General features: G+C 71.9%; 29 protein-coding genes and 4 tRNA genes. 26 read left to right on the forward strand and 7 right to left on the reverse strand.

Features of this window, described 5'->3' with window-relative positions; translation table 11 throughout:
* Nucleotides 1-51 precede the first annotated feature (51 nt).
* The gene (locus tag ABFJ78_RS10645; protein ID WP_436385725.1) at nucleotides 52-1,197 is read left to right on the forward strand and encodes a hypothetical protein; all 1,146 of its coding nucleotides are present in this window, start codon (nucleotides 52-54) and stop codon (nucleotides 1,195-1,197) included.
* Nucleotides 1,198-1,311: 114 nt separating this feature from the next.
* On the forward strand, nucleotides 1,312-1,458 hold the full coding sequence (locus ABFJ78_RS10650) for a hypothetical protein (protein ID WP_436385726.1): 147 nt from the start codon (nucleotides 1,312-1,314) through the stop codon (nucleotides 1,456-1,458).
* Between the two features lie 284 nt (nucleotides 1,459-1,742).
* Here the strand turns inward: ABFJ78_RS10650 and ABFJ78_RS10655 are convergent.
* The 4 genes from ABFJ78_RS10655 to ABFJ78_RS10670 all read right to left on the reverse strand — a co-directional run bounded on the left by ABFJ78_RS10655 (nucleotide 1,743) and on the right by ABFJ78_RS10670 (nucleotide 2,548).
* Nucleotides 1,743-1,817, reverse strand: a tRNA-Val gene (locus ABFJ78_RS10655).
* A gap of 1 nt (nucleotide 1,818) precedes the next feature.
* A tRNA-Cys gene (locus ABFJ78_RS10660) sits at nucleotides 1,819-1,889 on the reverse strand.
* Between the two features lie 24 nt (nucleotides 1,890-1,913).
* Nucleotides 1,914-1,986: transfer RNA gene (locus ABFJ78_RS10665), tRNA-Gly, on the reverse strand.
* Between the two features lie 136 nt (nucleotides 1,987-2,122).
* Nucleotides 2,123-2,548 (reverse strand): SsgA family sporulation/cell division regulator, encoded by a 426-nt coding sequence (locus ABFJ78_RS10670; protein WP_033293569.1) that lies wholly within the window; start codon nucleotides 2,546-2,548, stop codon nucleotides 2,123-2,125.
* Nucleotides 2,549-2,940: 392 nt separating this feature from the next.
* Between ABFJ78_RS10670 and ABFJ78_RS10675 the strand changes: the two genes are divergently transcribed.
* The 14 genes from ABFJ78_RS10675 (at nucleotide 2,941) to ABFJ78_RS10740 (ending at nucleotide 14,359) form a co-directional block, all read left to right on the forward strand.
* A tRNA-Val gene (locus tag ABFJ78_RS10675) sits at nucleotides 2,941-3,012 on the forward strand.
* A 699-nt stretch (nucleotides 3,013-3,711) separates the two neighbouring features.
* Nucleotides 3,712-5,238: a sugar transferase gene (locus tag ABFJ78_RS10680; RefSeq protein ID WP_436385727.1), complete on the forward strand. Its 1,527-nt coding sequence runs from the start codon at nucleotides 3,712-3,714 to the stop codon at nucleotides 5,236-5,238.
* 382 nt (nucleotides 5,239-5,620) lie between these two features.
* Complete coding sequence (locus ABFJ78_RS10685; RefSeq protein WP_436385728.1) at nucleotides 5,621-6,235, forward strand: malonic semialdehyde reductase; 615 nt, start codon at nucleotides 5,621-5,623, stop codon at nucleotides 6,233-6,235.
* A gap of 133 nt (nucleotides 6,236-6,368) precedes the next feature.
* Nucleotides 6,369-8,396, forward strand: a complete 2,028-nt coding sequence (gene thrS / locus ABFJ78_RS10690; RefSeq protein ID WP_436385729.1) for a threonine--tRNA ligase — start codon at nucleotides 6,369-6,371, stop codon at nucleotides 8,394-8,396.
* Nucleotides 8,397-8,705: 309 nt separating this feature from the next.
* On the forward strand, nucleotides 8,706-9,167 hold the full coding sequence (locus ABFJ78_RS10695) for an HIT family protein (protein WP_436385730.1): 462 nt from the start codon (nucleotides 8,706-8,708) through the stop codon (nucleotides 9,165-9,167).
* 62 nt (nucleotides 9,168-9,229) lie between these two features.
* Nucleotides 9,230-9,751, forward strand: coding sequence for a MarR family winged helix-turn-helix transcriptional regulator (locus ABFJ78_RS10700; RefSeq protein ID WP_436385731.1), 522 nt, complete (start codon nucleotides 9,230-9,232; stop codon nucleotides 9,749-9,751).
* An 89-nt stretch (nucleotides 9,752-9,840) separates the two neighbouring features.
* On the forward strand, nucleotides 9,841-10,467 hold the full coding sequence (pgsA, locus tag ABFJ78_RS10705) for a phosphatidylinositol phosphate synthase (RefSeq protein WP_436385732.1): 627 nt from the start codon (nucleotides 9,841-9,843) through the stop codon (nucleotides 10,465-10,467).
* Nucleotides 10,464-11,381 carry a phosphatidylinositol mannoside acyltransferase gene (locus ABFJ78_RS10710; protein WP_436385733.1) on the forward strand — a complete coding sequence of 306 codons (918 nt, stop codon included), beginning with the start codon at nucleotides 10,464-10,466 and terminating at the stop codon, nucleotides 11,379-11,381. Before pgsA ends, ABFJ78_RS10710 begins: the two co-directional genes overlap by 4 nt.
* Before the next feature lie 18 nt (nucleotides 11,382-11,399).
* Nucleotides 11,400-12,545, forward strand: coding sequence for a glycosyltransferase family 4 protein (locus ABFJ78_RS10715; protein ID WP_436386752.1), 1,146 nt, complete (start codon nucleotides 11,400-11,402; stop codon nucleotides 12,543-12,545).
* Nucleotides 12,542-13,024, forward strand: a complete 483-nt coding sequence (locus ABFJ78_RS10720) for an NUDIX hydrolase (protein ID WP_436385734.1) — start codon at nucleotides 12,542-12,544, stop codon at nucleotides 13,022-13,024. Before ABFJ78_RS10715 ends, ABFJ78_RS10720 begins: the two co-directional genes overlap by 4 nt.
* A gap of 1 nt (nucleotide 13,025) precedes the next feature.
* Nucleotides 13,026-13,295, forward strand: a complete 270-nt coding sequence (locus ABFJ78_RS10725; protein WP_125315201.1) for a hypothetical protein — start codon at nucleotides 13,026-13,028, stop codon at nucleotides 13,293-13,295.
* The gene (locus ABFJ78_RS10730; RefSeq protein WP_436385735.1) at nucleotides 13,292-13,543 is read left to right on the forward strand and encodes a hypothetical protein; all 252 of its coding nucleotides are present in this window, start codon (nucleotides 13,292-13,294) and stop codon (nucleotides 13,541-13,543) included. The genes ABFJ78_RS10725 and ABFJ78_RS10730 overlap by 4 nt, the downstream gene beginning before the upstream one ends.
* Nucleotides 13,544-13,575: 32 nt before the next feature.
* Complete coding sequence (locus ABFJ78_RS10735) at nucleotides 13,576-13,842, forward strand: hypothetical protein (protein WP_436385736.1); 267 nt, start codon at nucleotides 13,576-13,578, stop codon at nucleotides 13,840-13,842.
* A gap of 13 nt (nucleotides 13,843-13,855) precedes the next feature.
* Nucleotides 13,856-14,359: an XdhC family protein gene (locus ABFJ78_RS10740; protein WP_436385737.1), complete on the forward strand. Its 504-nt coding sequence runs from the start codon at nucleotides 13,856-13,858 to the stop codon at nucleotides 14,357-14,359.
* A gap of 3 nt (nucleotides 14,360-14,362) precedes the next feature.
* Here the strand turns inward: ABFJ78_RS10740 and ABFJ78_RS10745 are convergent, their stop codons facing one another.
* Nucleotides 14,363-16,471 carry an elongation factor G-like protein EF-G2 gene (locus ABFJ78_RS10745; protein WP_436385738.1) on the reverse strand — a complete coding sequence of 703 codons (2,109 nt, stop codon included), beginning with the start codon at nucleotides 16,469-16,471 and terminating at the stop codon, nucleotides 14,363-14,365.
* Between the two features lie 129 nt (nucleotides 16,472-16,600).
* On the opposite strand from ABFJ78_RS10745, the gene ABFJ78_RS10750 reads away from it, so the two are divergent.
* From ABFJ78_RS10750 to pdxS, 3 genes are all read left to right on the forward strand, one after another.
* Complete coding sequence (locus ABFJ78_RS10750; protein ID WP_436385739.1) at nucleotides 16,601-18,043, forward strand: FAD-binding oxidoreductase; 1,443 nt, start codon at nucleotides 16,601-16,603, stop codon at nucleotides 18,041-18,043.
* A 32-nt stretch (nucleotides 18,044-18,075) separates the two neighbouring features.
* Nucleotides 18,076-19,059, forward strand: coding sequence for a DUF5937 family protein (locus ABFJ78_RS10755; RefSeq protein WP_436385740.1), 984 nt, complete (start codon nucleotides 18,076-18,078; stop codon nucleotides 19,057-19,059).
* An 88-nt stretch (nucleotides 19,060-19,147) separates the two neighbouring features.
* Entirely contained in the window at nucleotides 19,148-20,071 is a 924-nt protein-coding gene (pdxS, locus tag ABFJ78_RS10760; protein WP_436385741.1) for a pyridoxal 5'-phosphate synthase lyase subunit PdxS, read from the forward strand.
* Nucleotides 20,072-20,075: 4 nt separating this feature from the next.
* Here the strand turns inward: pdxS and ABFJ78_RS10765 are convergent, their stop codons facing one another.
* On the reverse strand, nucleotides 20,076-20,639 hold the full coding sequence (locus ABFJ78_RS10765; RefSeq protein ID WP_086675259.1) for a helix-turn-helix domain-containing protein: 564 nt from the start codon (nucleotides 20,637-20,639) through the stop codon (nucleotides 20,076-20,078).
* A 69-nt stretch (nucleotides 20,640-20,708) separates the two neighbouring features.
* Here ABFJ78_RS10765 and ABFJ78_RS10770 point away from each other — a divergent pair, with 69 nt between their 5' ends.
* From ABFJ78_RS10770 to ABFJ78_RS10790, 5 genes are all read left to right on the forward strand, one after another.
* Nucleotides 20,709-21,401: an AzlC family ABC transporter permease gene (locus ABFJ78_RS10770; RefSeq protein WP_436385742.1), complete on the forward strand. Its 693-nt coding sequence runs from the start codon at nucleotides 20,709-20,711 to the stop codon at nucleotides 21,399-21,401.
* A complete protein-coding gene (locus tag ABFJ78_RS10775) occupies nucleotides 21,401-21,721 on the forward strand; it encodes an AzlD domain-containing protein (RefSeq protein WP_436385743.1) in 321 nt (106 codons plus the stop codon). Before ABFJ78_RS10770 ends, ABFJ78_RS10775 begins: the two co-directional genes overlap by 1 nt.
* A gap of 359 nt (nucleotides 21,722-22,080) precedes the next feature.
* Nucleotides 22,081-22,707: a pyridoxal 5'-phosphate synthase glutaminase subunit PdxT gene (gene pdxT / locus ABFJ78_RS10780; RefSeq protein WP_436385744.1), complete on the forward strand. Its 627-nt coding sequence runs from the start codon at nucleotides 22,081-22,083 to the stop codon at nucleotides 22,705-22,707.
* 41 nt (nucleotides 22,708-22,748) lie between these two features.
* Nucleotides 22,749-23,504, forward strand: a complete 756-nt coding sequence (locus ABFJ78_RS10785; RefSeq protein ID WP_364465841.1) for a YebC/PmpR family DNA-binding transcriptional regulator — start codon at nucleotides 22,749-22,751, stop codon at nucleotides 23,502-23,504.
* An 86-nt stretch (nucleotides 23,505-23,590) separates the two neighbouring features.
* Nucleotides 23,591-24,139, forward strand: coding sequence for a DUF4262 domain-containing protein (locus ABFJ78_RS10790; RefSeq protein ID WP_436385745.1), 549 nt, complete (start codon nucleotides 23,591-23,593; stop codon nucleotides 24,137-24,139).
* On the opposite strand, the gene ABFJ78_RS10795 is transcribed toward ABFJ78_RS10790, so the two are convergent.
* Nucleotides 24,136-24,576, reverse strand: coding sequence for a cupin domain-containing protein (locus tag ABFJ78_RS10795; protein ID WP_436385746.1), 441 nt, complete (start codon nucleotides 24,574-24,576; stop codon nucleotides 24,136-24,138). The two genes, ABFJ78_RS10790 and ABFJ78_RS10795, sit on opposite strands and share 4 nt — an antisense overlap.
* Before the next feature lie 76 nt (nucleotides 24,577-24,652).
* On the opposite strand from ABFJ78_RS10795, the gene ruvC reads away from it, so the two are divergent.
* Together ruvC and ruvA are read left to right on the forward strand one after the other, a co-directional pair.
* A complete protein-coding gene (gene ruvC, locus ABFJ78_RS10800) occupies nucleotides 24,653-25,237 on the forward strand; it encodes a crossover junction endodeoxyribonuclease RuvC (protein ID WP_072478481.1) in 585 nt (194 codons plus the stop codon).
* Complete coding sequence (ruvA, locus tag ABFJ78_RS10805) at nucleotides 25,234-25,827, forward strand: Holliday junction branch migration protein RuvA (RefSeq protein WP_436385747.1); 594 nt, start codon at nucleotides 25,234-25,236, stop codon at nucleotides 25,825-25,827. Before ruvC ends, ruvA begins: the two co-directional genes overlap by 4 nt.
* The last annotated feature ends 2 nt before the right edge of the window (nucleotides 25,828-25,829 follow it).

Raw genomic sequence — 25,829 nt, forward strand, 5'->3', positions numbered from 1 at the left:
CTGGGGCGTCGGTTCGTGAAGCGCCCTGATTTGGTGCTCTGCTGGTTCATCGTGGCGGGCGTAGTTCTGTCGCCGGTGTACAACACGGCTCTGGTGCGTTCGCAGCTCATCGGCGACGCGCCGGTGGGGCCGTCCGGCAGCGTGGCCGTGCTGTGCGCCGGGCTGGCCCTCGCGTGGCGCGCGACGCTGCGACGCGGCCACCTGCGTGCCGACCCGGCCACACTGACCTGGGCGGACTTCGACGGCCGCCGGCCACGGGTGCTGACGCGGCGCCTGCTGGGCGCCTGGGCCGTGCGGTTCGCCGCGGTGGGGTACCTCTTCGTGGTCGCCGGGGTGCTCATCGGGTTTCCGCCGGGTCAGGCGGTTTTCCTGTACGCCGCCGTCGCGGCCCTGGCGCTGGTGATGGCTCGGCGGCCCGCGATCCGCGGTGAGGCCGCGCTCCCGCTCGTGCCGGCGGTGCTGGGGACGTTCCCGATCGGTCCACTGTGGATTTTGGCGGTGGTGGCTCTTGCTGCCGCGGTGGTGGCCGCGTTCGCACCGTCTGCCGCTGTGACGGTGTCACGGCCGGAGCTGGTCCGGGCTTTTGGCGAGCGGATGGCTGAGCGCACCGCCACGGCGTTCCTCGACGTCTGGGCCCTGCTGCCCGCCGGCCGGCCCGTCCCGTGGGTCCGCCTGTCGGGCCGTTTCCCCGCGGTGCGTTATGTCGTGGCGGGGACCCTCGCGCGCCGCCATGCGCTGGGGTTGCCGGTGTTCCTGGCCCTCGCCGTGACCGCCGCGCACGCGACGTTCCCCGCGCTGTCGTCCGTCTGGCTGCTCGGACTCGGCGGCTACCTGGCCCTGCTGCCCTTCGCGGCGCCGATCGCGCAGCTCCACCGCGTGCCGGCGCTGCGCCGCTGGCTGACGACGTCCGAACCCCGGCTGCGGCTGACGACGGCGTTGGTGCTGGTGGTCATCGCGGTCTTCTGGACTTCGGCGGTGGTTCTGCTGGGCGTGCCGGTGTCGCTCGGGTCGCTGGTCGCGGTGCCGGTGGCCGCGTACGCGGTGGTCCGTTCCGTGACCCGCGGCCCAGTCGACTTCGGCGCGATGAACCTCGTGCTGTACGAGGGCGTCCTCGTCCCGACCGGCCTCGTGCGGCAGTTGGCGCGCGGCCCGGACCTGCTCGTGATCGGGCTGCTGATCTGCGGGTTCCTGCCCTAGCGGCCGGCTGCCGCTCGCTACGAGATCACGCCGGAGCCGGCGGCGCGGATCACGACGCCGGTCCTCAGCGCCGATCCCGACCAAGAAGGGTATTTCGCCGGCCAGCCCCAGCGCTTGTACGACCTGATCCCCGGCGAGAAGGTGCACCTCCGCTTCACCGAAGCCGAGGGCCCCGGGCACTGCGAGCCGATGGCCCGGTCGCTCGCCGCCCAGCGGTTCTTCGACTTCCTGGACGACCACGTCGGTCTCACCGGCTCCTGAGCGACCGGAGGAATGGACCGATTTCTCGGTGGCGGTCCACCGGGGTCTGAAGGGCACGGGCTACCGGGAGATGTCACCGGCCACCGAGCTTTCCGGTGCCCGGCAGGCCTTGCGTGGCGCGAGGGTGTTCGGCGCCGTCGTCCGGGAAGCGGTGGCCAACGTGCTCCGTAGCGGCCGACGCGGTCTGGAACCCGGGTCGGGGCCCATCGCCATTTCATCGCCATCTGACGGCTGAAGCCCTGCCCCTCCGGGGAGGGACAGGGCTTCTTGCCTGCGGTTTCAGGTGGTGCGCGATACTGGGATTGAACCAGTGACCTCTTCCGTGTCAGGGAAGCGCTCTCCCGCTGAGCTAATCGCGCGAGGTGGAGACGGGATTCGAACCCGTGTACACGGCTTTGCAGGCCGTTGCCTCGCCTCTCGGCCACTCCACCGTGACAGGCCCGAGAGCCCTTCCGAGCGGATGACGGGATTCGAACCCGCGACCCTCACCTTGGCAAGGTGATGCGCTACCAGCTGCGCTACATCCGCACTTCCCGGCTGCGGTTCGGGAGCTCCGGGGCCGTGGCCCTGTCGCTCACCCCGTCGCCGTGGTGTGGGAAAACCATATCGGACCCCGGAAACGGCTCCGACACCGGGGTGTCACTGAGCCGTTGCAAGCCCGTCATCAGGCCAGATCGTGCGGGATCAGGTGCGTGAGCGCGTCGTCGACGTCGACCCACAGGTGCTCGTTGCCCGGCAGCACCACGTCGTACGTCCGGTCGAGGAAGTCGGCCAGCTCCTGGGCGGACGCCTCGAACATGGCGTGCCCGGACGGCGAGTTCAGCTCGATCAGCACGGACTCGGGGTCTTCGACCGAAGGGCGGATGCGGACGTCCCCGTCACCCGCGTCGGCCAGCAGGCCGTCCGCGAGGAGGTCGCGCGCGTACACCCACTCGACCCAGCCGGCGCGGCCGGTGCGGAAGGCGGCGACGACCGCGTACGGGTCGCGTGTGTCGTAGCGCAGCTCCACCTTCACCGGAACCGCGGGCGTCCGCGGCGCCAGCAGGTCGAAGACCGCCGTCGAGCGGAGCGTCACGTGATCGTTGCGCATCGTCCTCCCCTTCGTCTCCCTTCCCGGCCCGGCCCGGCCGAGGGCGTCACCACTGGGACGCATCGGGAGGCCGATTCCGTCGCAGGTGCGCAGCACATCACCCGTACGGGCCCATCAGCCCCCGTTCGCGCCCGTGTTCACCCCACGGCGCGCGATCGACCGGCGCGCCCCGTGTGAGCCCACTCCTCCATACTGCGCGGTTTAGTCGCCGGGCGATAGCACCGTCGCACGGATGTCGAACGTCGTGTCGGGCGGCCCCCACCGGCCACAACCCCGGCTAGCTCGGGGTTGTTCGTTCCGTACTCGCCGGTAAGCGGAGTGTGGTCGTCCAGGACCACCCGTTTGCAGGCGCCCGTAAGTCGTACGCTAGTGTTTCCTTCAACACCGCGAGCGGGCGATTAGCTCAGCGGGAGAGCGCTTCGTTCACACCGAAGAGGTCACTGGTTCGATCCCAGTATCGCCCACGAGTTCGCAGAGAGAGCCCCTATTCGCAGATATCGCGAACAGGGGCTCTCTGCTTTGTGGGGGCCGAGCCCCACGCCCCCGGCGGGGGCACGCCCCCGGACCCCGCCGTGGTTGCGTCTGTGAGGTTCGCCACGGCCGTGGTGTCTGCCACCCTCAAGCGGAGTGAACGATCCGTTCGGATCCTCCGTATCTGTTCACGAGAGGGGTTTCGAGGCGGCCGCGCGGGCTCTGTGGAACTACCTCCAAGAACTGTCGCCGCGGCGGTCTTCTGTCGAACGAATCGCGCGTGTGACGGTTCGGCGGCAATCGTCACGCGGTGGCCGAGTGGTCCACTGTGGACGGGTGGGCGAGCGCAGTGTCCACAGTAGAGCCGCGGGGCTCGTTCGGCCGTTTGGAAGAGCGTGGGTCCACCCGGGTGCGGGCATCGTCTCCTTGACTACGTTCCGTAGTTTTTGCGGGGATACGCTCTATTACGCATCGTCATCATCTTGTTATCATGCGGCCATTTTCTGGCGGGAAAGACGCGCTGCATGTGGCTGGAAATCCTTGTAACGATGCTGAGAGGGTCGCCGATACCTTGCCGTGTGAAGCCCTCCGTGGGCACAGCGCGAGATCCAGTAGTGGTGACTGTACGAAATCACTTCCGGTGACGCAGCGTGCGTGCGGACCCAACCCGATCCCTGGTCCCGGGAGGTCAGATGGAAGAGTCGGTGCGGCCGTCGTACACGGTGAGCCAGCCACCGCCGCACATCGACCTCCAGGCCATTCCCCGCCCCGCCCAGCGGGACGACCGGCCGGCCGAACCGGCCGCCACGCCGTCCCCCAAAGCACTCCCGGCGGCCTGGGAGGCGAGATACAGAGCCTGGGTCATCGGCAGCGACGTCTTCATCACGCTGCTGGTGATCGCGATCAGCGCGTTCGTCATCGATCGCCTTGCCCCGCACGACATGCACGCCTTCGGAACCATCCTCGCCGTCTTCGTCTCCCTGCCCGCCAGCCGGGCCTGGAGCTCCCGCGTGCTCGGCGAAGGCGCCGAGGAATACCGCACGCTGGGCCGCGGCTTCATCACCGCGGCCGTCCTGGTCGCCCTCGGCGGCCTGCTGTTCGGCGCGCTCGAGGTCCAGGTCTGGGTCTTCGTCGTCGTCCCGGCGATCGCGCTTGTCGCCTTCCCACAGCGGTACCTGCTGCGCCAGGTGCTGCACCGCAAGCGCGCCAAGGGACTCTGCCTGCTGCCGGTGATGGCCGCGGGCAGCCCGGAAACCGTCGCCGACCTCATCGCGCGCACCAAGTCCGAGGTCCACGTCGGCTGGCGCGTCGAGGCGGCGTGCACGTTCACGGGCCACGGCGCCGACCGCGACAGCGGCGAAATCGACGGCGTCCCGGTCGTCGGCCGGCTCGAGGAACTGTCCCGCTACGTGCGGCGCGGTGGCTACCGCGTCGTCGCGATCACCGCGGACCAGTACTGGACGCCGAAACGCCTGCAGCGCCTGGCCTGGGACATGGAGGGCACCGGCGCGGAGATGGTCGTGGCCCCCGTGCTGATGGAGGTCGCGGGGCCCCGCCTCAACGTCACCGGCGTGCTCGGGATGCCCCTGCTGCGCGTCACGGCCCCGATGTTCACCGGCGGCCGCCGCGTGGTGAAGGAGATCGTGGACCGCGCCGGATCGGCGTTCCTGCTGACGCTGCTTTCCCCGCTGCTGCTCGTGATCGCGCTGGCGATCAAGCTCGACGACCGCGGCCCGGTGATCTACCGCCAGCGCCGCGTCGGCCGCGACGGCGCGACGTTCACCATGCTCAAGTTCCGCACGATGGTCACGAACGCCGACGAAATCCGGAAAACCCTCGAGGCGGACAACGAGGGCGCGGGCCCGCTGTTCAAGATGAAGCGCGACCCGCGGATCACCCGTGTGGGTGGTTTCCTGCGTCGGTATTCGCTCGACGAGGTGCCCCAGCTGTTCAACGTGGTGTCCGGGAGGATGTCGCTCGTCGGCCCGCGGCCCCCGCTCCCGGAGGAAACGGCGCAGTACGCCCCCGACGCCCGCCGCCGGCTGCTGGTCAAGCCGGGCCTGACCGGGCTCTGGCAGGTGAGCGGCCGCAGCGACCTGACGTGGGCCGAAAGCATCCGGCTCGACCTGCGGTACGTGGAGGACTGGTCGCTGGCGCTCGACCTGGTGATCCTGTGGAAGACGTTCCGCGCGGTGATGGGCGGGCAGGGCGCCTACTGACCCGTCACGGCCGCGCATCGCGCACCACGGCCGCCGATCCCCGCCGAGGGGGTCGGCGGCCGTGTTCGTGTTCCCGGCCGCCCGGGAGCGCGTCCGAACGGGTGCGAAGCGCGACCGGCTGTCCCGAGGGTTCGCCACCGCGGTCCCCGCCCGGCCGCCTGGGCGCCGCTGTTCGCCGCGTGGCCCCTGGGCCCGCCGCGCCGCCGGCGGTACGCCGTTCGCTGCGGTTGTCCGCCCCCATCGGCTGGCGCTGCTCGCAGGCTGTGATCGCCACGTCACCGTTGTGATCCACTTCACCGGTCCGGCTTGGTTGAACCCGAAATAGTTCAACGCTCAACCTGGTTGCACGGGGTACCGACCCAACGGAAGGAAGCACAGCCCCATGACCGCCTTTGCCGAGCAGACCGAAGCCCTCCAGGTCCCCGCGGACGTCCAGAACCTGCTGTTCCGCGAGGCCCGCACGGCCAACAGTTTCAGCTCCGAGCCGGTGACCGAGGAGCAGGTCCGCGCGATCTACGACCTCGTCAAGTGGGCCCCGACGTCGATGAACACCCAGCCCCTGCGGGCGCTGGTGCTCCGGACCGCCGAGGCGAAGGCCCGCCTGCTCCCGCACATGGCTCCGGGCAACCGGGACAAGACCGAAACCGCGCCGCTGACCGTCGTGCTCGCCGCGGACGTCGACTTCCACGAGAACATCCCGCAGGTGTTCCCGCACGCCCCGCAGGTGAAGGACAACTTCTCCGACGAACAGGGCCGCGTCGAGTTCGCCAAGCTGAACTCGCTGCTGCAGGTCGGCTACTTCATCATCGGCGTCCGCGCCGCCGGGCTGGCCGCCGGCCCGATGACCGGCTTCGACGCCCAGGGCGTCGACGACGAGTTCTTCGCGGACAAGAAGTGGCGCTCGCTCGTCGTCGTCAACGTCGGCAAGCCGGGCGAGAACCCCTGGTTCGACCGCCTGCCGCGGCTCGACTTCGACCAGGTCGTCGAGACCCTCTGACCGCGATCGGACGGGCCGTCTCCGGAGCCGGAGGCGGCCCGTCCGGCGTTCGCGCCACGCGCGTGAGGCGCGAAGACGCCGCCGACTAGCATCGACGGCGTCGTCTTTGTCACTCCAGCTTGAGGAGCCGATCGTGTCCCAGTCGCCCCCCGTTTCCCCCGTGGCCGCCTCCCGTGTGGTGGTACCGGCGGGCACTACGGCGGGCGCGGCGGTCCGCGAAGCCGGCCTGCCGACCAAGGGCGCGGACACGATCGTCGTCGTGCGCGACGCCGACGGGAAGCTGCGCGACCTCGCCTGGGCTCCCGAGGCCGACGCCGAGGTCGAGCCGGTCGCCGCGAACACCGAGGACGGCCGCAGCGTCATTCGGCATTCGGCGGCGCACGTGCTCGCCCAGGCCGTGCAGCAGCAGTTCCCGGACGCCAAGCTCGGCATCGGCCCGCCGGTGAAGGACGGTTTCTACTACGACTTCGCCGTCGACAAGCCGTTCACCCCGGAAGACCTGCAGGCGCTCGAAAAGCGCATGAAGCAGATCGTGAAGGGCGCCCAGCAGTTCTCGCGGCGCGTTTTCGACTCCGTGGACGAGGCGAAGAAGGAACTGGCGGACGAGCCGTTCAAGCTCGAGCTCGTCGACCTCAAGTCCGAAGTGGACACCGCCGAGGTGATGGAGGTGGGCGAGGGCGAGCTCACCATCTACGACAACCTCGACCCGCGCACCAAGGAACGGGTCTGGAGCGACCTCTGCCGCGGCCCGCACGTGCCGACCACGAAGTTCATCCCGGCGTTCAAGCTGACCCGCGTCGCCGCCGCGTACTGGCGGGGGAGCGAGAAGAACCCGCAGCTGCAGCGCATCTACGGCACGGCGTGGGAATCCGCCGAGGCGCAGGACGCCCACCTCGAGCGCATCGCCGAGGCCGAGCGCCGCGACCACCGCAAGCTCGGCGCCGAGCTCGACCTGTTCTCCTTCCCCGAGGAGATCGGCTCCGGCCTGCCGGTGTTCCACCCCAAGGGCGGCATCATCCGCCGCGAGCTGGAGAACTACTCGCGCCGCCGCCACGAAGAGGCCGGCTACGAGTTCGTGAACACGCCGCACATCAGCAAGGGCGAGCTGTTCCACACGTCCGGCCACCTGCCGTACTACGCGGACACCATGTTCCCGCCGGTGCAGTTCGACGAGGAGAACTACTACCTCAAGGCCATGAACTGCCCGATGCACAACCTGATCTTCCGCTCGCGCGGGCGGTCCTACCGCGAGCTGCCGCTGCGGCTGTTCGAGTTCGGCACCGTCTACCGCTACGAGAAGTCGGGTGTGGTGCACGGCCTCACCCGCGTGCGCGGGCTGACGATGGACGACTCGCACATCTACTGCACCAAGGAGCAGATGCCGGGCGAGCTGCGGTCGCTGCTCAAGTTCGTCCTCGACCTGCTGGCGGACTACGGCCTCTCCGACTTCTACCTCGAGCTGTCCACCCGCGGCGACTCCGACAAGTTCATCGGCGAGGACTGGGAGTGGGAGGAGGCCACCGAAACGCTGCGGCAGGCCGCCGTCGACTCCGGGCTCGAGCTGGTCCCGGACCCGGGCGGCGCGGCCTTCTACGGCCCGAAGATCTCGGTGCAGGCCAAGGACGCGATCGGCCGCACCTGGCAGATGTCGACCATCCAGCTGGACTTCAACCAGAACAAGCGGTTCGAGCTCGAGTACACCGCGCCGGACGGCTCGCGCCAGCGCCCGGTGATGATCCACCGCGCGCTGTTCGGCTCGATCGAACGGTTCTTCGGCGTGCTGACCGAGCACTACGCGGGTGCGTTCCCGGCGTGGCTCTCGCCGGTGCAGGTGGTCGGCATCCCGATCACCGCCGACCAGGTCGAGTACCTGCAGGACGTCGAGAAGGCGTTGCGCGCCAAGGGGATCCGCGCCGAGGTCGACGCGAGCGACGACCGGATGCAGAAGAAGATCCGGACGCACACCACGCAGAAGGTGCCGTTCATGCTGCTGGCCGGCGCGAAGGACGTCGAGGCGGGCGCGGTGTCGTTCCGCTTCCGCGACGGCGGCCAGATCAACGGCGTGCCGGTGGCGAAGGCGGTCGAGGCGATCGCGGAGTGGGTCGAGCGCCGCGAAAACGCGTCGCCGTCGGCCGACGCGCTGGAGACGGTCGTTCGGTGAGCGGTGTTATCCGGGGCCAAGCCCCAGACCCCGGGGGGGGGGGGCNGGCGGCCAGATCAACGGCGTGCCGGTGGCGAAGGCGGTCGAGGCGATCGCGGAGTGGGTCGAGCGCCGCGAAAACGCGTCGCCGTCGGCCGACGCGCTGGAGACGGTCGTTCGGTGAGCGGTGTTATCCGGGGCCAAGCCCCAGACCCCGGCCGGGGGGCAAGCCCCCCTGGACCCCCCGAAAGCGGTGGGGGTCCCGAGCTCGTCGAGCAGCAGGGAGTCGGGGTCCAGGACGCGTTCCAGCGCCTCTGGACCCCGCACCGGATGGCCTACATCAAGGGCCAGGACAAGCCGGAGAACGACGAGGACACCGGCTGCCCGTTCTGCCGCATCCCGTCGCTGGACGACAAGACGGGCCTGATCGTCGCGCGCGGCGAAACGGTGTACGCGGTGCTGAACCTGTACCCGTACAACCCGGGGCACCTGATGGTGGTCCCGTACCGGCACGTCGCGGACTACACCGAGCTGACGGTCGAGGAGACGCGCGAGGTCGCGGAGTTCACCCAGCACGCGATGAAGGTGATCCGCGCGGTGTCGGGCGCGCACGGGTTCAACATCGGCCTGAACCAGGGCGTGATCGCGGGCGCGGGCATCGCGGCGCACCTGCACCAGCACCTGGTGCCGCGGTGGGGCGGCGACGCGAACTTCATGCCGATCATCGGGCAGACGAAGGTGCTGCCGCAATTGCTGGGCGAAACGCGGGACCTGCTGGCCGACGCCTGGTGAGCACCAATTCGGCGCACCCGGAAAACCCTTATTGAGTGTTCAACCGAGGGTATGATGGGGGTATGTCCGAAACCCGATGGCTCAGCGACGACGAGCAGCGCGTCTGGCGTGAGTTCAACGCGGCCACCCGCATGCTCAGCGCGCACCTCGAAGGCCAGCTGCAGCACGACTCGGGCATGCCGCACACCTACTACGAAGTCCTCGTCGCGCTCTCCGAGGCCGAAGGCCGCCGGCTGCGGATGAGCGAGCTCGCCGACGCCCGCCAGGCGTCCCGAAGCCGGCTCTCGCACGCCGTCGCGCGGCTGGAAGCCAACGGCTGGGTGCGTCGTGAAGCCTGTCCGACCGACAAGCGCGGGGCCTGGGCTGTCCTCACCAACGAAGGCTTCGCCGCGCTCGAAGCGGCCGCGCCCGGGCACGTCGAGGCCGTCCGCGAGAGCCTCTTCGACCCCTTGACGCCCGAGCAGGTCACCGCGCTCGGGGAAATCAGCGCCGCGATCCGGCAGCGCCTGTCGCCGAAGTGCGCCGCCGCGCAGGCCGCCGAAGAGGCGCGCGAGCACGAGGGCCAGCTCACGAAATCGGGCTGAGCCGGGGCGGCGCGTCGGGTTCACCGGAGCGGGTGGATAGGCTGCATTCGCCCACCCGACCCTCGTAGCCAGGTGCCTCAGACGAACCGATGCTCAATATCTTCGCGCGTGCCTCCGTTTCCCGCGTCACCGACCCGATCGGCCAGGCGCTGGTCCGCGCCGGGCTGACCCCGAACGCGATGACCGTGCTCGGCACCGCCGGCGCCGTCGCCTGCGCCCTGGCCTTCTTCCCGAACGGCTACCTGCTCTGGGGCACCTTCACGGTGTGGGGCTTCGCCATGCTCGACCTCCTCGACGGCGCGATGGCCCGCGCCCGCGGCTACGGCACCCCGTTCGGCGCGGTGCTCGACGCGACGTGCGACCGGCTGGTCGACGGTGCGCTGTTCGCGGCGATCGCCTGGTGGTGCTTCGTCGTCGACGACAACCACCCGGCCGCCGCCGCGGCGCTGCTGTGCCTGGTGCTCGCCCAGGTCATCTCCTACGTCAAGGCCCGCGCCGACGCCTCCGGCCTGCCGGTGGACGGCGGGCTCGTCGAACGCGCCGAGCGGCTGATCATCGCCCTCGTCGGCACCGGCCTGCACGGCTTCGGCGTCCCGTACACCGTGGACGTGACGCTCTGGCTGCTCGCCGTGCTGTCCGTCATCACCCTGCTGCAGCGCTTCGCCGCCGTGGCCAAGGCGGCCCGTGAGGCCGCCGCGGGGGAGCAGCCCGCATGAGTGCGCTGTCCGAGCGGTTGAGCGCCTTCGGCTACGCGGCCGGGTGGCGGCTCGCCGGCTGGCTGCCGCCCGGGTTCGGCGGCACGGTGTTCTCGCTCGGCGCCGACCTCGCCGTCCGGCGGGACGGCGGCGGCGTGCGGCAGCTGCGGGCCAACCTCGCCCGCGTCGTGCCGCAGGCCGACCCGGTCGAGATGGACGAGCTGACCCGCCGCGCGATGCGCTCGTACGCCCGCTACTGGCACGAGACGTTCCGGCTGCCGTCGATGGACCACAAGGAGGTCAGCGCCAAGGTCGCGGGGTCGATCACCGGCGTGGAGAACCTCGACGCCGCGCTCGCCGAGGGCAACGGCGCGGTGATGGCGCTGCCGCACAGCGGGAACTGGGACATCGCCGGCGTGTGGCTGGCCGACTACCTCGGCGGGTTCACGACGGTCGCCGAGCGGTTGAAGCCCGAGTCGCTCTACCGCCGGTTCGTCGAGTACCGCGAGTCGCTCGGCTTCGAGATCGTGCCGCTGACCGGCGACAGCTCGGCGATGCGCGTGCTGCTGAAGCGGCTGCGCGAGAACAAGGCCGTCTGCCTGGTCGGCGACCGCGACCTGACCAACAGCGGGATCCCGGTGAAGTTCTTCGGCGAACCGGCCCGCTTCCCCGGCGGCCCGGCCCGGCTGGCCGCCACGACCGGCGCCGCGCTGATCCCGGCCGGCTGCTGGTTCACCGAGGACGGCTGGCAGATCCGGCTGCACCCGCGCATCCGCGTCACCGCGCGCGCCGAGGTCGCGGCCGCCACCCAGGCGCTGGCCGACATCTTCGCCGGCGACATCGCCGCGCACCCGGCCGACTGGCACATGCTGCAGAAGTTCTGGCCCGCCGACCTCGAGGCCGGCGAGCGGGTCAGCCTCGAAGAAGCGAGCTGAGGCGTGGCCGCGCGCCCGATGCGGATCGGGATCGTCTGCCCCTACTCGTTCGACGTGCCCGGCGGGGTCCAGGGGCACGTGATCGACCTGACGAAGGCGCTGCTCGCCCGCGGCCACCGGGTGTCCGTGCTGGCGCCCGCCGACGAAGACGCCGAGCTCCCGGAGTTCGTGCACCCGGCCGGGAAGGCGCTCGGCATCCCGTACAACGGCTCGGTCGCGCGGCTGCAGTTCGGCCCGGTGTCCTACGCGCGCGTGCGGCGCTGGATCCGCGACGGCGACTTCGACGTCCTGCACCTGCACGAGCCCGCCGCGCCGAGCCTTTCGCTGCTGGCGCTGCTCATCGCCGACGGCCCGATCGTGGCGACGTTCCACACCGCGACCACGCGCTCGCGCACGCTGTCGGCGTTCCAGCCGGTGCTGCGGCCCCTGCTGGAGAAGATCACGGCGCGGATAGCGGTGTCGGCGCTGGCCCGCCGGGTCCAGGTGGAGCACGCGGGCGGTGACGCCGTGGAGATCCCCAACGGCGTCGACGTCGAGTTCTTCTCCTCGGCGACGCCGCTGCCGGGCTATCCCCGGGCCGGCGGCACGGTCGGGTTCGTCGGCCGGTTCGGGGAACCGCGCAAGGGCATGGGCGTGCTGCTGGAGGCGCTGCGGCGGATCCTGCCGGAGTTCGAGGACCTGCGGCTCGTGGTGGTCGGCCGCGGCGACGAAGACCAGCTGCGCCGCGACGCCGGCCCCGAGCTGGCGCCGCACCTGGAACTGCTCGGGCAGGCCGACGACGTCGTGAAGGCCCAGGCGCTGCGCAGCGTCGACGTCTACTGCGCACCCAACACCGGCGGCGAGAGCTTCGGGATGATCCTCACCGAGGCGATGGCGGCCGGGACCCCGGTGCTGGCCAGCGGCCTCGACTCCTTCCGCCGCGTCCTCGACGACGGCCACGCCGGGATGCTCGTCGAAACCGGTGACCCCGCGGCCCTCGCGGACGGGCTGCGCGAGCTGCTCGGCGACCCGGCGCGCCGGGCGTCGCTGGCCGCGGCGGCGGGGGAGCGGGTGACGATGTTCGACTGGTCGGTGGTGGCGACGCAGGTGCTGCGGGTCTACGAGACGGCCGTGGCCGCCGACCCGCGTCGCGTCGCGGCGCCGGAGCGGGAGCCGGCCCGGTGAGCGTGCTCGGCTGGCTGCTTCCCGTGCTGGCGCTGGTCGTCGTGCTGGGCGGGCTCTTCCTGGTGGCGACGGCGAACCGGCTCGACCGGCTGCACGTCCGGATGGACGCGGGCTGGGCCGCGCTCGACGCGGCGCTGGCCCGCCGGGCGGTGGTCGCCCGCGCGGTCGCGGTGGTGCTGGGCGACACCGAGCTGCGGACGTCGGCCGAACGCGCGGAAGCCGCGCCGCGCGCGGACCGCGAGGCCGAAGAGGGCGACCTGACGCTGCAGCTGAGCCGCGTCGACCGGACCGGCCTGCCCGCCGAGCTGGCCGAGGAGCTGACCGACGCCGAGCACCGGGTGGTGATCGCCCGCCGCGTCCACAACGACGCCGTCCGCGACACGCTGCGCCTGCGGCGACGGCGGAAGGTGCGGTACTTCCGGCTGGCGGGGACGGCGCCGCTGCCGGAGTACTTCGAGTTCGCGGAACCGGAGGTCTGACATGTGGTGGGTGGTCGTCGAAGAGCAGCGCGGCGGCGGGGACGCGCGCGCCTGGAACGTCACGAAGACGAAGCCGGCGGGCGGCGACCGCGCCCACGCCGACGAGGTGGCGCGGCGGCTCGCGTTCGAGCACGAACCCGTCCACCCGTCGGGGGTCAAGGAGCGCAAGGTCCTGCGCGTCGGTGACGGTTACCTGGTGATCGCGACCGGGCGCACCCAGACGTTCCACTTCCGCGTGACGCTCGGCGAGACCGTGACGGCACCGGAATGAGCTGGTGGGTGGTCGTCGAGGAGCAGCGCGGCTCCGAGCGGAACTGGTCGCTGTCCGAGCAGTTTTCGTTCGCCGACCGGGAGACCGCCGAGACCGAGGCGCTGCGGCTGGCCCGCGAGTACGAGCCGGCCTACCCGTGGTCGCCGAAGTCGCGGAAGGTCCTGCGCGGTCCCGGCGGGTACCTGGTGATCGTCGAGGGCCGGACCTCGACGTTCCACTTCCGGCTGAGCGTGCTCGAAGAGATCTGAAACCCGCGACGGCCCGCCCGCGTCGGAGCGGCATGAGTACGTGGTGGGTGGTCATCGAAGAGCAGGGCGGCCTGGGTGACGGCCGGGGCTGGGGCGTCGCCGACGCGGCGGCGTACGCGGACCGCGACACCGCGTTCGGGGAGGCGTACCTGCTCGCCAAGCAGCACCGGCCGCCGCGGCCGTCGTCGCCGCAGAGCCGGGTCGTGCTGCGCGTCAGCGACGGGTACCTGGTGCTGGTGAAGGGCAAGACGGACCTGTGGCAGTTCCGCGTGACGGTGGGCGAACAGGGCGGCGGCTGACAGACTGGGCGGCATGAGCGAGACCTGCGACGTCGCCCACGGCACGGCCGAGGCGGACCCCGGTGTGCGGACCCTGGTGGCGGTGTTCGCGTCGCCGGTTTCGCGGTACCTGCTGAAGTTCGCCCGCGACCTCGGCTACCACGTGGCGCTGTTCGAGCCGGACGCCGCGCGCGCCACCGACGTCCCCGACGGCATCGAGGCGGCCACGACGCTGCCGCCGCTGGACGCGTCGGCGGACGTCGTCGTCACCGACCACCACCGCCCCGAGCTCGGCGAGGTGCTGAAGGCGGCGCTCGGCGGCAACCCGCGCTGGATCGGCGTGCTCGGCAACCCGCGTCACCCCGGCCCGCACGTGGCCGCGCTGCGGGGCCTGGGGGTGACCGACGACGACATCGCCCGCGTACACCGGCCGGTCGGCCTCAACATCGGCTCGCGCACGCCGGCGGAGATCGCGATCGCGACCTTGGCCGGCCTCCTGGCCGACCGCAACGGCCGCCCGGGCGGCTTCGACTTCTGACGTTCAGCGGACCGCCATCCCTTCCGGCATCGGCTCGAAGCGCGCGTGGCGGCGGGTGAACGTCGCCGTGCCCGACGTCATCGAGCGCAGGTCGATCAGGTAGCGCACCAGTTCCGTCGCCGGGACCTCCGCCCGGATCACCGTCCGGCCGCCGTCGCCCGCCTCGGTGCCCAGCACCCGGCCCCGGCGCGAGGACAGGTCGCCCAGCACCGTGCCGAGGTGCTCGTCCGGCAACCGGATCGCCACTTCCTCCAGGGGCTCCAGCATCGTGATGTGCCCGGTCGCCGCGGCTTCGCGCAGCGCGAGCGCACCCGCGGTCTGGAACGCCGCGTCGGAGGAGTCGACGCTGTGGGCCTTCCCGTCGACCAGCGTCACCTTCACGTCGACCACCGGGTGGCCGTCGGCCAGTCCCTTCTGCAGCTGGGCCCGCACGCCCTTCTCGACGCTCGGGATGAACTGGTGGGGCACCGAGCCGCCGACGACCTTGTCGACGAACTGGAACCCGCCGCCGCGCGGCAGCGGCTCGACCTCGATGTCGCAGACGGCGAACTGGCCGTGCCCGCCGGACTGCTTCACGTGCCGCCCGTGTCCCTTGGCCGGCTTGGTGAACGTCGAGCGCAGGCTGACCTTCACCGGTTCGGTCTCGACGTCCGCGCCGCCGGCCCGCAGCCGCGAGAGGACGACGTCGGCGTGGGCCTCGCCCATGCACCACAGCACCAGCTGGCCGGTCTCGGCGTTGCGGTCCAGCCGCAGCGTCGGGTCGCCGGCGACCAGACGGGAAAGGTTGCGCGCCAAGGTGTCCTCGTCGCTGCGGGTCTTCGCGACCACCGCGACCGGCAGCAGCGGCTCCGGCATGGCCCACGGTTCCATCAGCAGCGGCTCGTCGGGCGAGGAGACGGTGTCACCGGTCTCGGCCGAGCCGACCTTCGTCAGCGCGCAGAGGTCGCCCGCGACGCAGTAGGGCACTTCGCGCAGGTTCGCGCCGAGCGGGGAGTAGAGGTGCGCGACGCGCTCGTCGGCGTCGTGGTCCTCGTGGCCGCGTTCGGCGAGGCCGTGCCCGGACACGTGCACCGGCCGCTCGGGCCGCAGCGTCCCGGAGAACACCCGGACGAGGGACACCCGGCCGACGTAGGAGTCCACGGCCGTCCGGACGACCTCCGCGGCGAGGGGGCCCGCGGGGTCGGCGGTGATGGCGGCGTGCTCCGCGCCGTCCGGCGTGGTGACGTCGGGCGGCTTGTGCTCCAGGGGCGAGGGGAACGCGCGGACGATCCCGTCGAGCACCTCGGCCAGGCCGATCCCGCTGGTCGCGCACACCGGGATCACCGGGTGGAACGACCCGCGCGCGACGGCGGTTTCGAGGTCGGCGATGAGGGTCTCCTCGGCGATCTCCTCGCCGGCGAGGTAGCGGTCCATCAGGGACTCGTCCTCGCTCTCGGCGATGATCCCTTCGATCAGCTCGTTGCGGGCCTCGGCCATCCGCTCGAGGTCGGCCGGGTCCGGCTCGCCGAGCTTCGGCGGGTGCCCGCCGGAGTAGTCGAAGTACCGCTGGGTGATCAGCCCGACCAGGCCGTCGCCGGCGGGCAGGTACAGCGGCAGCACGCCGTCGCCGAACGCGGCCCGGCAGGCGGCGATCTCGGCCATCGCGTCGGCCCGGTGGTGGTCGAGCCGGGAGACGACGACCGCGCGCGGCATCCCGACCGCCGCGCACTCTTCCCACACCGCGACCGTCGCCGCGTCGACGCCTTCGGCGGCGCAGACGACGAACAGCGCCGCGTCGGCCGCGCGCAGCCCGGCCCGCAGTTCCCCGACGAAATCGGCGTACCCGGGCGTGTCGATCAGGTTGATCTTGTGGCCCTGGTGCAGCACCGGCGCGACCGAGAGGCCGACCGACCGCTGCTGGCGCACCGCCGCCGGGTCGTGGTCGCACACCGTCGTCCCCTCGACCACCGAGCCCGCGCGCGGGACGGTGCCGGACGCCGCGAGCAAGGCCTCCGTGAGGGTCGTCTTCCCCGAGCCGGACGGGCCGACGAGCACGACGTTGCGGACCTTGGCGGGGTCGTCCACAGCGACGGCGGCCCCGGTGTCGGCGTTCTTGGCTTGTTTGTCTGCCATGACGACTCCTCGGCGAACGGCTGGTGTACGGGATGTGTCCTCGATCACACACCCGCTACCCTGGTCACGGCAAGGCAGGGCCCCCGGGACCAGCCGAATGCCCGGGGGACACGGGGCAGGGGGAGTGACGTGGACAGGCGGACCTTTTTGCGGGTTTCCGGAGCGGTGCCGGTGGCGGGCCTGGCGGGGTGGCCGCCGCCCGACGACTGGGAGCGGCTCCGGAGGCGGCTCTCGGGGCCGCTCTTCCGGCCGGGCGACCCCGGCTACCCCGAGGCCAAGCAGGGTTTCTTCACGATGTACGACGACCGGATGCCGGCCGCCGTCGTCGGCGCCGCGCGCGTCGAGGACGTCCAGGAGGCCGTCGGCTTCGCCGCGCGGCACCGGCTGCCGGTGGCCGCCCGCAGCGGCGGGCACAGCTACCCGGGCTATTCCACAGTGGACGGCGGGATCGTCGTGGACCTGAGCCGGTTTTCCGGGATCGAGGTGCGCGCGGACGGCCGCGCGGTGATCGGCGCCGGGGCCCGGCTGGGCCCGATTTCGACGACGCTCGCCGCGGCCGGCCGGGTCCTGCCGGCGGGCAGCTGCGGCACGGTCGGCATCGCCGGGCTCGCCCTCGGCGGCGGGGTCGGCGTGCTCGACCGCAAGTACGGGCTGACGTGCGACCACCTCGAAGCGGTGCGGATCGTCACGGCCGACGGGCGGGTGCGGACGGTGTCGGCGACCGCCGAACCGGACCTGTTCTGGGCGCTGCGCGGTGGCGGTGGCGGGAACTTCGGGATCGTCACCGGCTTCACCTTCCGGACGGTGCCGGTCGCCGACGTCGCCACCTTCGCCCTCCAGTTCCCGCCCGCCGCCGGGGCCGCGCTGCTCGCGGCCTGGCAGGAGTGGCAGCCGGCGGCGCCGGACGAGCTGTGGTCGGGGATGGGGCTGGCCTGGAACGAAGCTTCGCTCGGCGGCACGTTCCTCGGGCCCCGGGCCCGGATGCACGCGCTGCTGGAAGACCTCGTCCGCCGCGTCGGCACGGCGCCGACCAAGTGGGACGAGACCGTCGAGGACCACCTGACGGCCATGCGGTCGTTCGACGACCAGGAGTCCCGGCCGTCGGCGGCCGCGGACCGGGGGACGTACATCGGCACCTCGCGGATGCTGACCCGGCCGCTCGCCGACCCGGGCGCGGTCGTCGGCGTGCTGACGCGCGACCCGGGTGTCCGCACGATCGTGGACTCGGCGGGCGGCGCCATCGCGCGCGTCGGCGCCCGGGAAACGGCGTTTCCGTACCGGAGCGCGCTCGCCAGTCTCCAGTTCCTGCACGGCGCGGCGCCCGGGGAAGGCGGCGAGGCCGGCGCGCGGCGGTCGCTCGCCGCCGTGCGCGACGGGCTCGGGCCGGAGTTCGGCCGCACCGGCTACGTCAACTACCTCGATCCGGAGATGCCGCACTGGGCGGAGGCGTACTACGGGGTCAACCTGCCGCGGCTGCTCGCGGTCGCCCGGAAGTATGACCCGCGAGGAATTTTCGCTTTCCCGCAAGGGCTTTCGGCGCCCCGCTCGACTGTCCACATCGGAGAGACTTAGACTGCGCGAACTTTCCGGCAGAGAGGCAGCGCGTGCTCGACCTGGCATTCTCCACAGAGGACCTGGCGCACACCCGGTTCGCGTTCTCCCCGGCGTGGGAGGTCGTGGCGAGCGTCCGCGTCCTGAACCAGCCGGGGGAGCACGCGCTGCACCTGCCGTGGGTCAAGCGCGCCACCGCCGCGCTCGCCGGGGCCGGGCTGGACATCGGGCTGCTGCGCGACCTCGTCCCGCTGCGGCACCTGCCCGGTTTCCTGGCCGCCACGCCGTCGACGCCGCTGCCCGAGCTCGCCGACGAGCTCGCGGACCTGCGCGACGTGCCGCCCCGCGTCGTCCGGCGCGAGCTGGACGCGATGGCCGGGCCGCGCACGCCCGCGCTGAACCGCTTCCACCGCGAGCCCGAGGCGGGGCTCGACCGGCTCGCGACGCTGATGGAGCGGTACTGGGACCTCGTGCTCGCCCCCGACTGGCCGCGGATCCGCGCGCTGCTCGAGGCCGACGTGCTGCACCGGTCGCGGATGCTGGCCCAGGGCGGGGCCGCGGAGCTGTTCAACGACCTGACGCCGCTGGTCCGCTGGCAGGCCGGGACGCTCACGGTCGCCCACCGCCACCTGCACGCGGCCGTGCCGCTCGACGGGCGCGGCCTGGTGCTCGTGCCCTCGGCGTTCGTCTGGCCGCGGGTGTTCTCGAAGACCGACCCGCGGTGGCAGCCGGTGCTGCGCTACCCGCCGCGCGGGATCGCCACGCTGTGGGAGACCGGCACCGCCGCCGCGCCCGGCGCGCTGGCCGCGGTGATCGGGCGCGGCCGGGCCATGCTGCTGACCGAGCTGACCGCGCCGGCGTCCACCGCCGAGCTCGCCCGCCGGACCCGGCTCAGCGCCGGGGCGGTGTCGCAGCACCTGGGCGTCCTGAAGGCCGCGGGCCTGGTCAGCGGGCACCGTGCCGGACGTCACGTGCTCTACGCACGCACGCGGGCCGCGGAAGTCCTGGTGGCGGGGGTGCTGGAAGTGGACTCCTGAGATACCCGCGTACTGGCCTGCTTGAAGGGGCCACCACGGACCTACCCTCGGACGCGTACCCCCCGATTTCGCGTCGAAAGGCCTCGTCGTGTCCGAGCAGCAGACCACCGCCACCAGTGGCACCGTCCAGTCCGTCACCGGCACCGCCAAGGTGAAGCGCGGCATGGCCGAGATGCTCAAGGGCGGCGTGATCATGGACGTGGTCACCGCCGAGCAGGCCAAGATCGCCGAAGACGCCGGCGCGGTCGCGGTCATGGCGCTGGAGCGCGTCCCCGCCGACATCCGCGCCCAAGGCGGCGTCGCGCGGATGAGCGACCCCGACCTGATCGACGGCATCATCGAGACCGTCTCGATCCCGGTGATGGCGAAGGCCCGCATCGGCCACTTCGTCGAGGCGCAGGTGCTGCAGTCCCTCGGCGTCGACTACATCGACGAGTCCGAGGTGCTCACCCCGGCCGACTACGCCAACCACATCGACAAGTGGGCGTTCACCGTCCCCTTCGTCTGCGGTGCGACCAACCTGGGCGAGGCCCTGCGCCGGATCACCGAAGGCGCGGCGATGATCCGCTCCAAGGGCGAGGCCGGCACCGGCGACGTCTCCAACGCGACCACGCACATGCGCAAGATCCGCCAGGAGATCCGCCGCCTTCAGAACCTGCCCGAGGACGAGCTGTTCGTCGCGGCCAAGGAGCTGCAGGCGCCGTACGAGCTGGTTCGCGAGGTCGCGCAGGCCGGCAAGCTGCCGGTCGTGCTGTTCACCGCGGGCGGCATCGCCACCCCGGCCGACGCGGCGATGATGATGCAGCTCGGCGCGGAGGGCGTGTTCGTCGGCTCGGGCATCTTCAAGTCCGGCAACCCGGCCCAGCGCGCCGAGGCGATCGTCAAGGCGACGACGTTCTACGACGACCCGGACGTGCTCGCCAAGGTCTCGCGCGGCCTGGGCGAGGCCATGGTCGGCATCAACGTCGAGGAGCTCCCGGAGCCGCACCGCCTCGCCGAGCGCGGCTGGTGACGGTTCAGACGTACTCGGAGATCTCGACGCCGTAAGTGCCCGGCTCGAGGGCTTCGAAGATGTGCGGGACGTCGCCCGGGTAGGAGATGTAGTCGCCGGGGTTCAGCTCCTCCGGCGCCTCCAGCACGCCCACCCGGGCGCGGCCCGCGCACAGCACGATGTGCTCCATCACGCCGGTCATGTGCGGGTCGGACCGCCGCGGCGTCCCGGGTTCGGCCCGGATGAGGTACATGTCCCGCCGCGCGGACGGGGGACAGGCCGACAGCAGCGTGCACGCGTAGTCGGCGTGTTCGGCGAACACCGTCGGGCCCTTGCCCGCCCGGATGACGCGGACCTTCGGCCGTTCGGGTTCGACCAGCCGCGAGAACGGGACGTCGAGGGCGACGCCGAGCGCCCAGAGCGTCTCGACGCTGGGGTTGCCGGTGCCGGACTCGAGCTGGGACAGCGTCGACTTGGCCAGCCCGGCGCGGCGCGCGACCTCCGTCAGGGACAAGCCCGCGCGGGTCCGTTCGCGACGCAGGGACGCCGCGATGATCTCCAGCGGCGCGCCCGTCGTTTCCTGCGACATTGCTGTTCGCTCCATCGGTCGTTCTGTTCGCCTTGACGAACACGGGTCCCTGTGTTCACCATAGAACACATGCGTTCGATCTGGCGAACACTCGACCGGGGCCTGGCCCGCGACATCGGCTTGGTCTGCTTGGCCGATTGTCTCGTGGGGGTGTCCTACGGGGCCATCGCGGTGAGTTCGGGCTTCCCGCTGTGGCTGCCGATGCTGATGTCGCTGCTGGTCTTCGCCGGCGCGTCGCAGTTCATGTTCATCGGGATCGTGGCCGCGGGCGGCAACCCGTTCGCCGCGGTGCTCGCGGGACTGCTGGCGAACGCGCGGCACCTGCCGTTCGGTTTCGCGATCGGCGACGTGCTGGGCGAGCGGTGGGCCGCCCGGCTGGCGGGCAGCCACCTGATGATCGACGAGTCGGTGGCGTTCGCCCTGGCCCAGCGCGAGGCCGGCCGGCGGCGGGCGGCGTACTGGGCGTGCGGGACCGGCCTGTTCGTCTGCTGGAACCTCGGCGTGGTCGCCGGCGCGTTCGCGGGGACGGCGATCAGCGACACGGACGTGTTCGGCCTGGACGCGGCGTTCCCGGCGGTGCTGCTGGCCCTGGTGCTGCCGTCCCTGCGCGACCGGGCGGCGCGGTTGCCGGTGCTGGTCGGGGTGGTGGTGGCGCTGGCCGCGACGCCGTTCCTGCCGGCCGGGCTGCCGGTGCTGCTCGCGCTGGCGGGCGTCGTCGTGGGGGCCTTGGCGAAGGAGCCGGAACTGCAGGAGGTGGGCTGATGGACGGGGTGGAGCTGCTGGTCGGCACGGCGGTGCTGGCGCTGGGGACGTTCGCGTTCCGGTTCGCCGGGCCGGTGCTGCGCAGCCGCGTGAAGCTGTCGCCGCGGGCGGAGAGGTTGATGGCGCTGGCGGCGGTGGTGCTGCTGGCGGCGCTGGTCGCGGTGAGCGCGTTGACGGAGGGGCACGGGTTCGCCGGCTTCGCCCGGCCGGTGGGGGTGCTGGTGGCGGGGGTGCTGGCGTGGCGGAAGGCGCCGTTCGTACTGGTGGTGGTGGCCGCGGCGGCGACGGCGGCGCTGTTGCGGTTGGCGGGCGTGCCCTGAGCCATTGGCGGCGGGGTGGAGCCGGCTGTCATGAACGACTCTTTCAGGGCGTTGGGCGACAGGGCTCCGGCAAAGTCGTGGCCGCGCGGTCTGCCCGGCGTCGCGGCGAATGTCATGAAAGGGTCGTTCATGTCGTCTGACGAGGTGAACGACCCGTTCATGGCGTGCGGGCGACCGGATCGGCCGCGCTGACCTGACTTTGCCGGAGCCCTGGCGTTGGGCGCGGTGAACGACTCTTTCATGACGTCTGCGGCGGCGGGTGCGGGCCGGCCGGCTGCCCGGCGGGACCGGGGCTGACCTGCCGGGGACTGGTCACGTGAGAGCGTCTAGGCTGGTGGGAAGGTCTTTCGGGAGGTCGGGTGTCGTCGGAACCGGTCATCGGTGTGCTCGCCATGCAAGGCGCCGTGCGGGAGCACGTCGCCATGCTGGAAGAAGCCGGTGCGCGCGCCGTGCCGGTGCGGCGGGCCGGGGAGCTGTCCGAAGTGGACGGTCTGGTGCTGCCCGGTGGCGAGTCGACCACCATGTCGCGGCTGCTGGAGAGCTTCGAGCTGCTGGAACCGCTCAAAGCGCGGATCGCCGAGGGCATGCCCGCCTTCGGCTCGTGCGCCGGGATGATCCTGCTGGCCCGGCAGACCCTCGACGGGCGGCCCGACCAGCAGCAGCTCGGCGGCCTCGACGTCGTCGTGCGGCGGAACGCCTTCGGCAGGCAGGTCGACTCCTTCGAGGCGGACCTCGACTTCGCCGGGGTCGACGGCGACGTGCACGCCGTCTTCATCCGGGCCCCGTGGGTCGAGAAGGCCGGTGACGGCGTCGAGGTGCTGGCCACCGTCAGCGGCGTGCCCGGCGTGCCCGGCGTGGACGGCGACACCGCTAGGATCGTCGCGGTCCGGCAGGGGGCGGTGCTGGCGACCGCGTTCCACCCGGAGCTGACGCCCGACGTGCGGGTGCACCGGCTGTTCGTCGACCTCGCGCGGAAGGCAGCCTGAGACGCGGTGCCCGGCCGGGGTACGGAACAGATGGAGGAGAGATGAGCGGCCACTCCAAGTGGGCCACCACGAAGCACAAGAAGGCCAACCTCGACGCGAAGCGCGGCAAGCTCTTCGCGCGGTTGATCAAGAACATCGAGGTGGCCGCCCGCACGGGCACCGGTGGTGGCGACCCGGATGGCAACCCGACGCTCTACGACGCCATCCAGAAGGCCAAGAAGAACTCGGTCCCGCAGGACAACATCGAGCGCGCCCGCAAGCGCGGCGCCGGTGAAGAGGCCGGCGGCGCCGACTGGCAGAACATCACGTACGAGGGCTACGGCCCCAACGGCGTGGCCGTGCTGATCGAGTGCCTCACCGACAACAAGAACCGCGCCGCGATGGAGGTCCGCACCGCGCTCACCCGCAACGGCGGCTCCCTCGCCGACCCGGGCTCGGTCGCCTACATGTTCAACCGCAAGGGCGTCGTGCTCATGCCGAAGGCCGGTGCCACCGAGGACGACGTCCTCATGGCGGTCCTCGACGCGGGCGCCGAAGAGGTCAACGACCTGGACGAGAGCTTCGAAATCGTCTCCGAGGGCGGCGACCTGGTGCCGGTGCGCAAGGCCCTGCAGGAGGCCGGCTTCGAGTACGAGTCGGCGGAGCTGACGTTCCTCCCGACCGTCAGCGTCCCGCTGGACGCCGACGGCGCGAAGAAGGTTTTCAAGCTGATCGACGCGCTCGAAGACTGCGACGACGTCCAGAACGTCTACGCGAACTTCGACGTTTCGGACGAGGTGCTCGCCGAAGTCGGCTGAGTTTTCCCTTTCACCGCAAGGAATCAGGGCCCGGGCCGGAAACTTTCCGGCCCGGGCCCTGTGCTCTTTCCGGCTCGTCAGGCAGAATGTGCGCCGTGACCTCGACGACCCCCGCCTCCGCCGACATCACCGCCGAACTGTCCGCCGAAGACCTGCGCCTCATCGAATGGATCGAGACGCAGGCGAAGGAACGCGGCAACGCGGTCATCACGGTCGCCGGGGACGACGAGGGCGCCGGCTACTGCTTCACCGCCTGCGCGTGGGCCCTGCACCACGTGCCGGAAGCCGTCGTCGTCGGGCTGCCCGACCAGATGGGCCAGGTGCTGCTCGACGCCTACGTCGACCGCGCGGCCAACGGCGAGATCTTCGAGGTCGGCCGCCGCTACGACGACTTCTTCGAAGGCGTCCCGGTCGTCCTCGAGCGCGTCAACAAGGGCCACTACCCCGAGTACTTCGGCACGGCCTTCCTGATCTACCCGGACGGCGACTTCCCGGCGCTGCAGCTGATCGTCGCGACGCCGGAGGGCAAGTTCCCCTGGCACCCGGACGCCCCCGAGGGCTTCGCGCATTGGCAGCCGGTGCTGACCGAGAGCGGCGACCCCGAGAGCTGGACCCCCGGCGTCGACGGCCCCTAGAACTCCCGCAGGTCGGCGGCCGCGTCCGGGTACCGCTCGGCAAGCTCGGAAGGCAGCGCGAACTCCACGCAGTCGTCCGTATACGGCGGCACCACGACCGTGCCCAGCAAGCTCCACGGACCGCGCGAGACCGCGGCCTGCCACGTCCCGGCCGGCACGACGACCTGCGGCCGCTCGCCGGCGGCGACGTCGGTGCCCAGCACCGGCCGCTCGACCGAACCGTCCGGGTGCAGCAGCAGCATCGCGGCCGGCGCCCCCGCGTGGTGCACCCAGACCTCGGTGCGGTCCAGCCGGTGCGGGGCCGAGCGCTCCGGCGCGGCGAGCAGGTAGTAGATCGCGGACCCGGCGGCCGAGCGCCAGCTCTGCGCCCACCGCCCGCCCTCGACCGGCAAGGGCGTCAGCCCCAGGTGGGTGACGAAATCCGACGGCTCCGGCATGTCTGCCATCCTGCCGCAGGCGCGCCCAGTAGCCTCGTAGCTCGAACTGGTGTTCGCGGCGGGAAGGAAGAAACGGGTGCGGGTGCTCGGGGTCGACCCCGGTCTGACCAGGTGCGGCCTGGGGGTGGTCGACGGCGGCAAGGGCCGGGCCGTCCGGTGCGTCGCCGTCGACGTCGTGCGGACGCCGGCCGACGCCGACCTGGCCCACCGCCTGCTCGGCATCTCGGACGAGGTCGAGCGGTGGATGGACAAGTACAAGCCGGCCGCGGTCGCCGTCGAGCGCGTCTTCGCCCAGCACAACGTCCGGACCGCGATGGGCACCGCGCAGGCCGGCGGCGTCGTCGCCCTGGCCGCCGCGCGCCGGGGCCTGCCGGTCGTCTTCCACACGCCGAGCGAGGTGAAGGCCGCGGTCAGCGGCTCCGGCCGGGCGGACAAGGCGCAGGTCACCGCCATGGTGATGCGCCTGCTGAACCTCGAAGTCGCGCCGAAGCCCGCCGACGCCGCGGACGCCCTCGCCCTGGCCATCTGCCACCTCTGGCGCGAGCCGATGCGGGCCCGGCTCGCCGAAGCCGAAGCCCGGGCGGCCGAAATGGCCCGCACGCACAAAGCCCGCCTCGCCGCGGCCGCGAAACAAGCCAAGAACCCTGGAGCAGCGCGATGATCTCGTCGGTACGCGGAGAAGTCCTGTCGGTCGGTCTCGACCACGTCGTGGTCGAGGTCGGCGGGGTCGGCTTCGCCGTGCAGGCCACCCCGGCGACGCTGGCCACCCTCCGCCGCGGCGAAGAGGCCCGCCTGCACACCGCCCTGGTCGTGCGCGAGGACTCGCTGACGCTGTTCGGCTTCGCCGACGCCGACGCGCGCGAGCTGTTCGGGCTGCTGCAGACGGTGTCCGGGATCGGGCCGCGGCTCGCGCTGGCCACCCTCGCCGTGCTGGACCCCGACAAGCTGCGCGCCGCGCTGGTCGAAGGCAACATCACCGTGCTGACCTCGGTGCCCGGCATCGGCCGCAAGGGCGCCGAGCGGCTCACCCTCGAACTGCGCGACAAGGTCACCGCGCTCGGCTCCGGCGACGCGCCGGCGGTCACCGCGCCCGGCGCGGTGCGCTCGGAGGTCGTCGAGGCGCTGGCCGGCCTCGGGTTCCCGGCCAAGCAGGCCGAACAGGCGGTGGACAAGGTCCTCGCCGACGGTGACGGCCACACGACGGCGAGCGTGCTGCGTGCGGCGCTGGCCACCCTCGGCCGGAAGCGGTAGGC

This window comes from Amycolatopsis sp. MEPSY49, assembly GCF_051337345.1.
GTDB lineage: Bacteria > Actinomycetota > Actinomycetes > Mycobacteriales > Pseudonocardiaceae > Amycolatopsis.

Excerpts from the sequence above, each read along its gene's own strand:
- ABFJ78_RS10670 (WP_033293569.1), bottom strand. The coding sequence starts at position 2,548 with ATGCGCAACGATCACGTGACGCTCCGCTCGACGGCGGTCTTCGACCTG.
- ABFJ78_RS10680 (WP_436385727.1), top strand. The coding sequence starts at position 3,712 with ATGGAAGAGTCGGTGCGGCCGTCGTACACGGTGAGCCAGCCACCGCCG.
- ABFJ78_RS10685 (WP_436385728.1), top strand. The coding sequence starts at position 5,621 with ATGACCGCCTTTGCCGAGCAGACCGAAGCCCTCCAGGTCCCCGCGGAC.
- ABFJ78_RS10695 (WP_436385730.1), top strand. The coding sequence starts at position 8,706 with ATGGCCTACATCAAGGGCCAGGACAAGCCGGAGAACGACGAGGACACC.
- ABFJ78_RS10700 (WP_436385731.1), top strand. The coding sequence starts at position 9,230 with ATGTCCGAAACCCGATGGCTCAGCGACGACGAGCAGCGCGTCTGGCGT.
- pgsA (WP_436385732.1), top strand. The coding sequence starts at position 9,841 with ATGCTCAATATCTTCGCGCGTGCCTCCGTTTCCCGCGTCACCGACCCG.
- ABFJ78_RS10710 (WP_436385733.1), top strand. The coding sequence starts at position 10,464 with ATGAGTGCGCTGTCCGAGCGGTTGAGCGCCTTCGGCTACGCGGCCGGG.
- ABFJ78_RS10715 (WP_436386752.1), top strand. The coding sequence starts at position 11,400 with ATGCGGATCGGGATCGTCTGCCCCTACTCGTTCGACGTGCCCGGCGGG.
- ABFJ78_RS10725 (WP_125315201.1), top strand. The coding sequence starts at position 13,026 with ATGTGGTGGGTGGTCGTCGAAGAGCAGCGCGGCGGCGGGGACGCGCGC.
- ABFJ78_RS10730 (WP_436385735.1), top strand. The coding sequence starts at position 13,292 with ATGAGCTGGTGGGTGGTCGTCGAGGAGCAGCGCGGCTCCGAGCGGAAC.
- ABFJ78_RS10735 (WP_436385736.1), top strand. The coding sequence starts at position 13,576 with ATGAGTACGTGGTGGGTGGTCATCGAAGAGCAGGGCGGCCTGGGTGAC.
- ABFJ78_RS10740 (WP_436385737.1), top strand. The coding sequence starts at position 13,856 with ATGAGCGAGACCTGCGACGTCGCCCACGGCACGGCCGAGGCGGACCCC.
- ABFJ78_RS10745 (WP_436385738.1), bottom strand. The coding sequence starts at position 16,471 with ATGGCAGACAAACAAGCCAAGAACGCCGACACCGGGGCCGCCGTCGCT.
- ABFJ78_RS10765 (WP_086675259.1), bottom strand. The coding sequence starts at position 20,639 with ATGTCGCAGGAAACGACGGGCGCGCCGCTGGAGATCATCGCGGCGTCC.
- ABFJ78_RS10770 (WP_436385742.1), top strand. The coding sequence starts at position 20,709 with ATGCGTTCGATCTGGCGAACACTCGACCGGGGCCTGGCCCGCGACATC.
- ABFJ78_RS10775 (WP_436385743.1), top strand. The coding sequence starts at position 21,401 with ATGGACGGGGTGGAGCTGCTGGTCGGCACGGCGGTGCTGGCGCTGGGG.
- ABFJ78_RS10785 (WP_364465841.1), top strand. The coding sequence starts at position 22,749 with ATGAGCGGCCACTCCAAGTGGGCCACCACGAAGCACAAGAAGGCCAAC.
- ABFJ78_RS10790 (WP_436385745.1), top strand. The coding sequence starts at position 23,591 with ATGTGCGCCGTGACCTCGACGACCCCCGCCTCCGCCGACATCACCGCC.
- ABFJ78_RS10795 (WP_436385746.1), bottom strand. The coding sequence starts at position 24,576 with ATGCCGGAGCCGTCGGATTTCGTCACCCACCTGGGGCTGACGCCCTTG.
- ruvA (WP_436385747.1), top strand. The coding sequence starts at position 25,234 with ATGATCTCGTCGGTACGCGGAGAAGTCCTGTCGGTCGGTCTCGACCAC.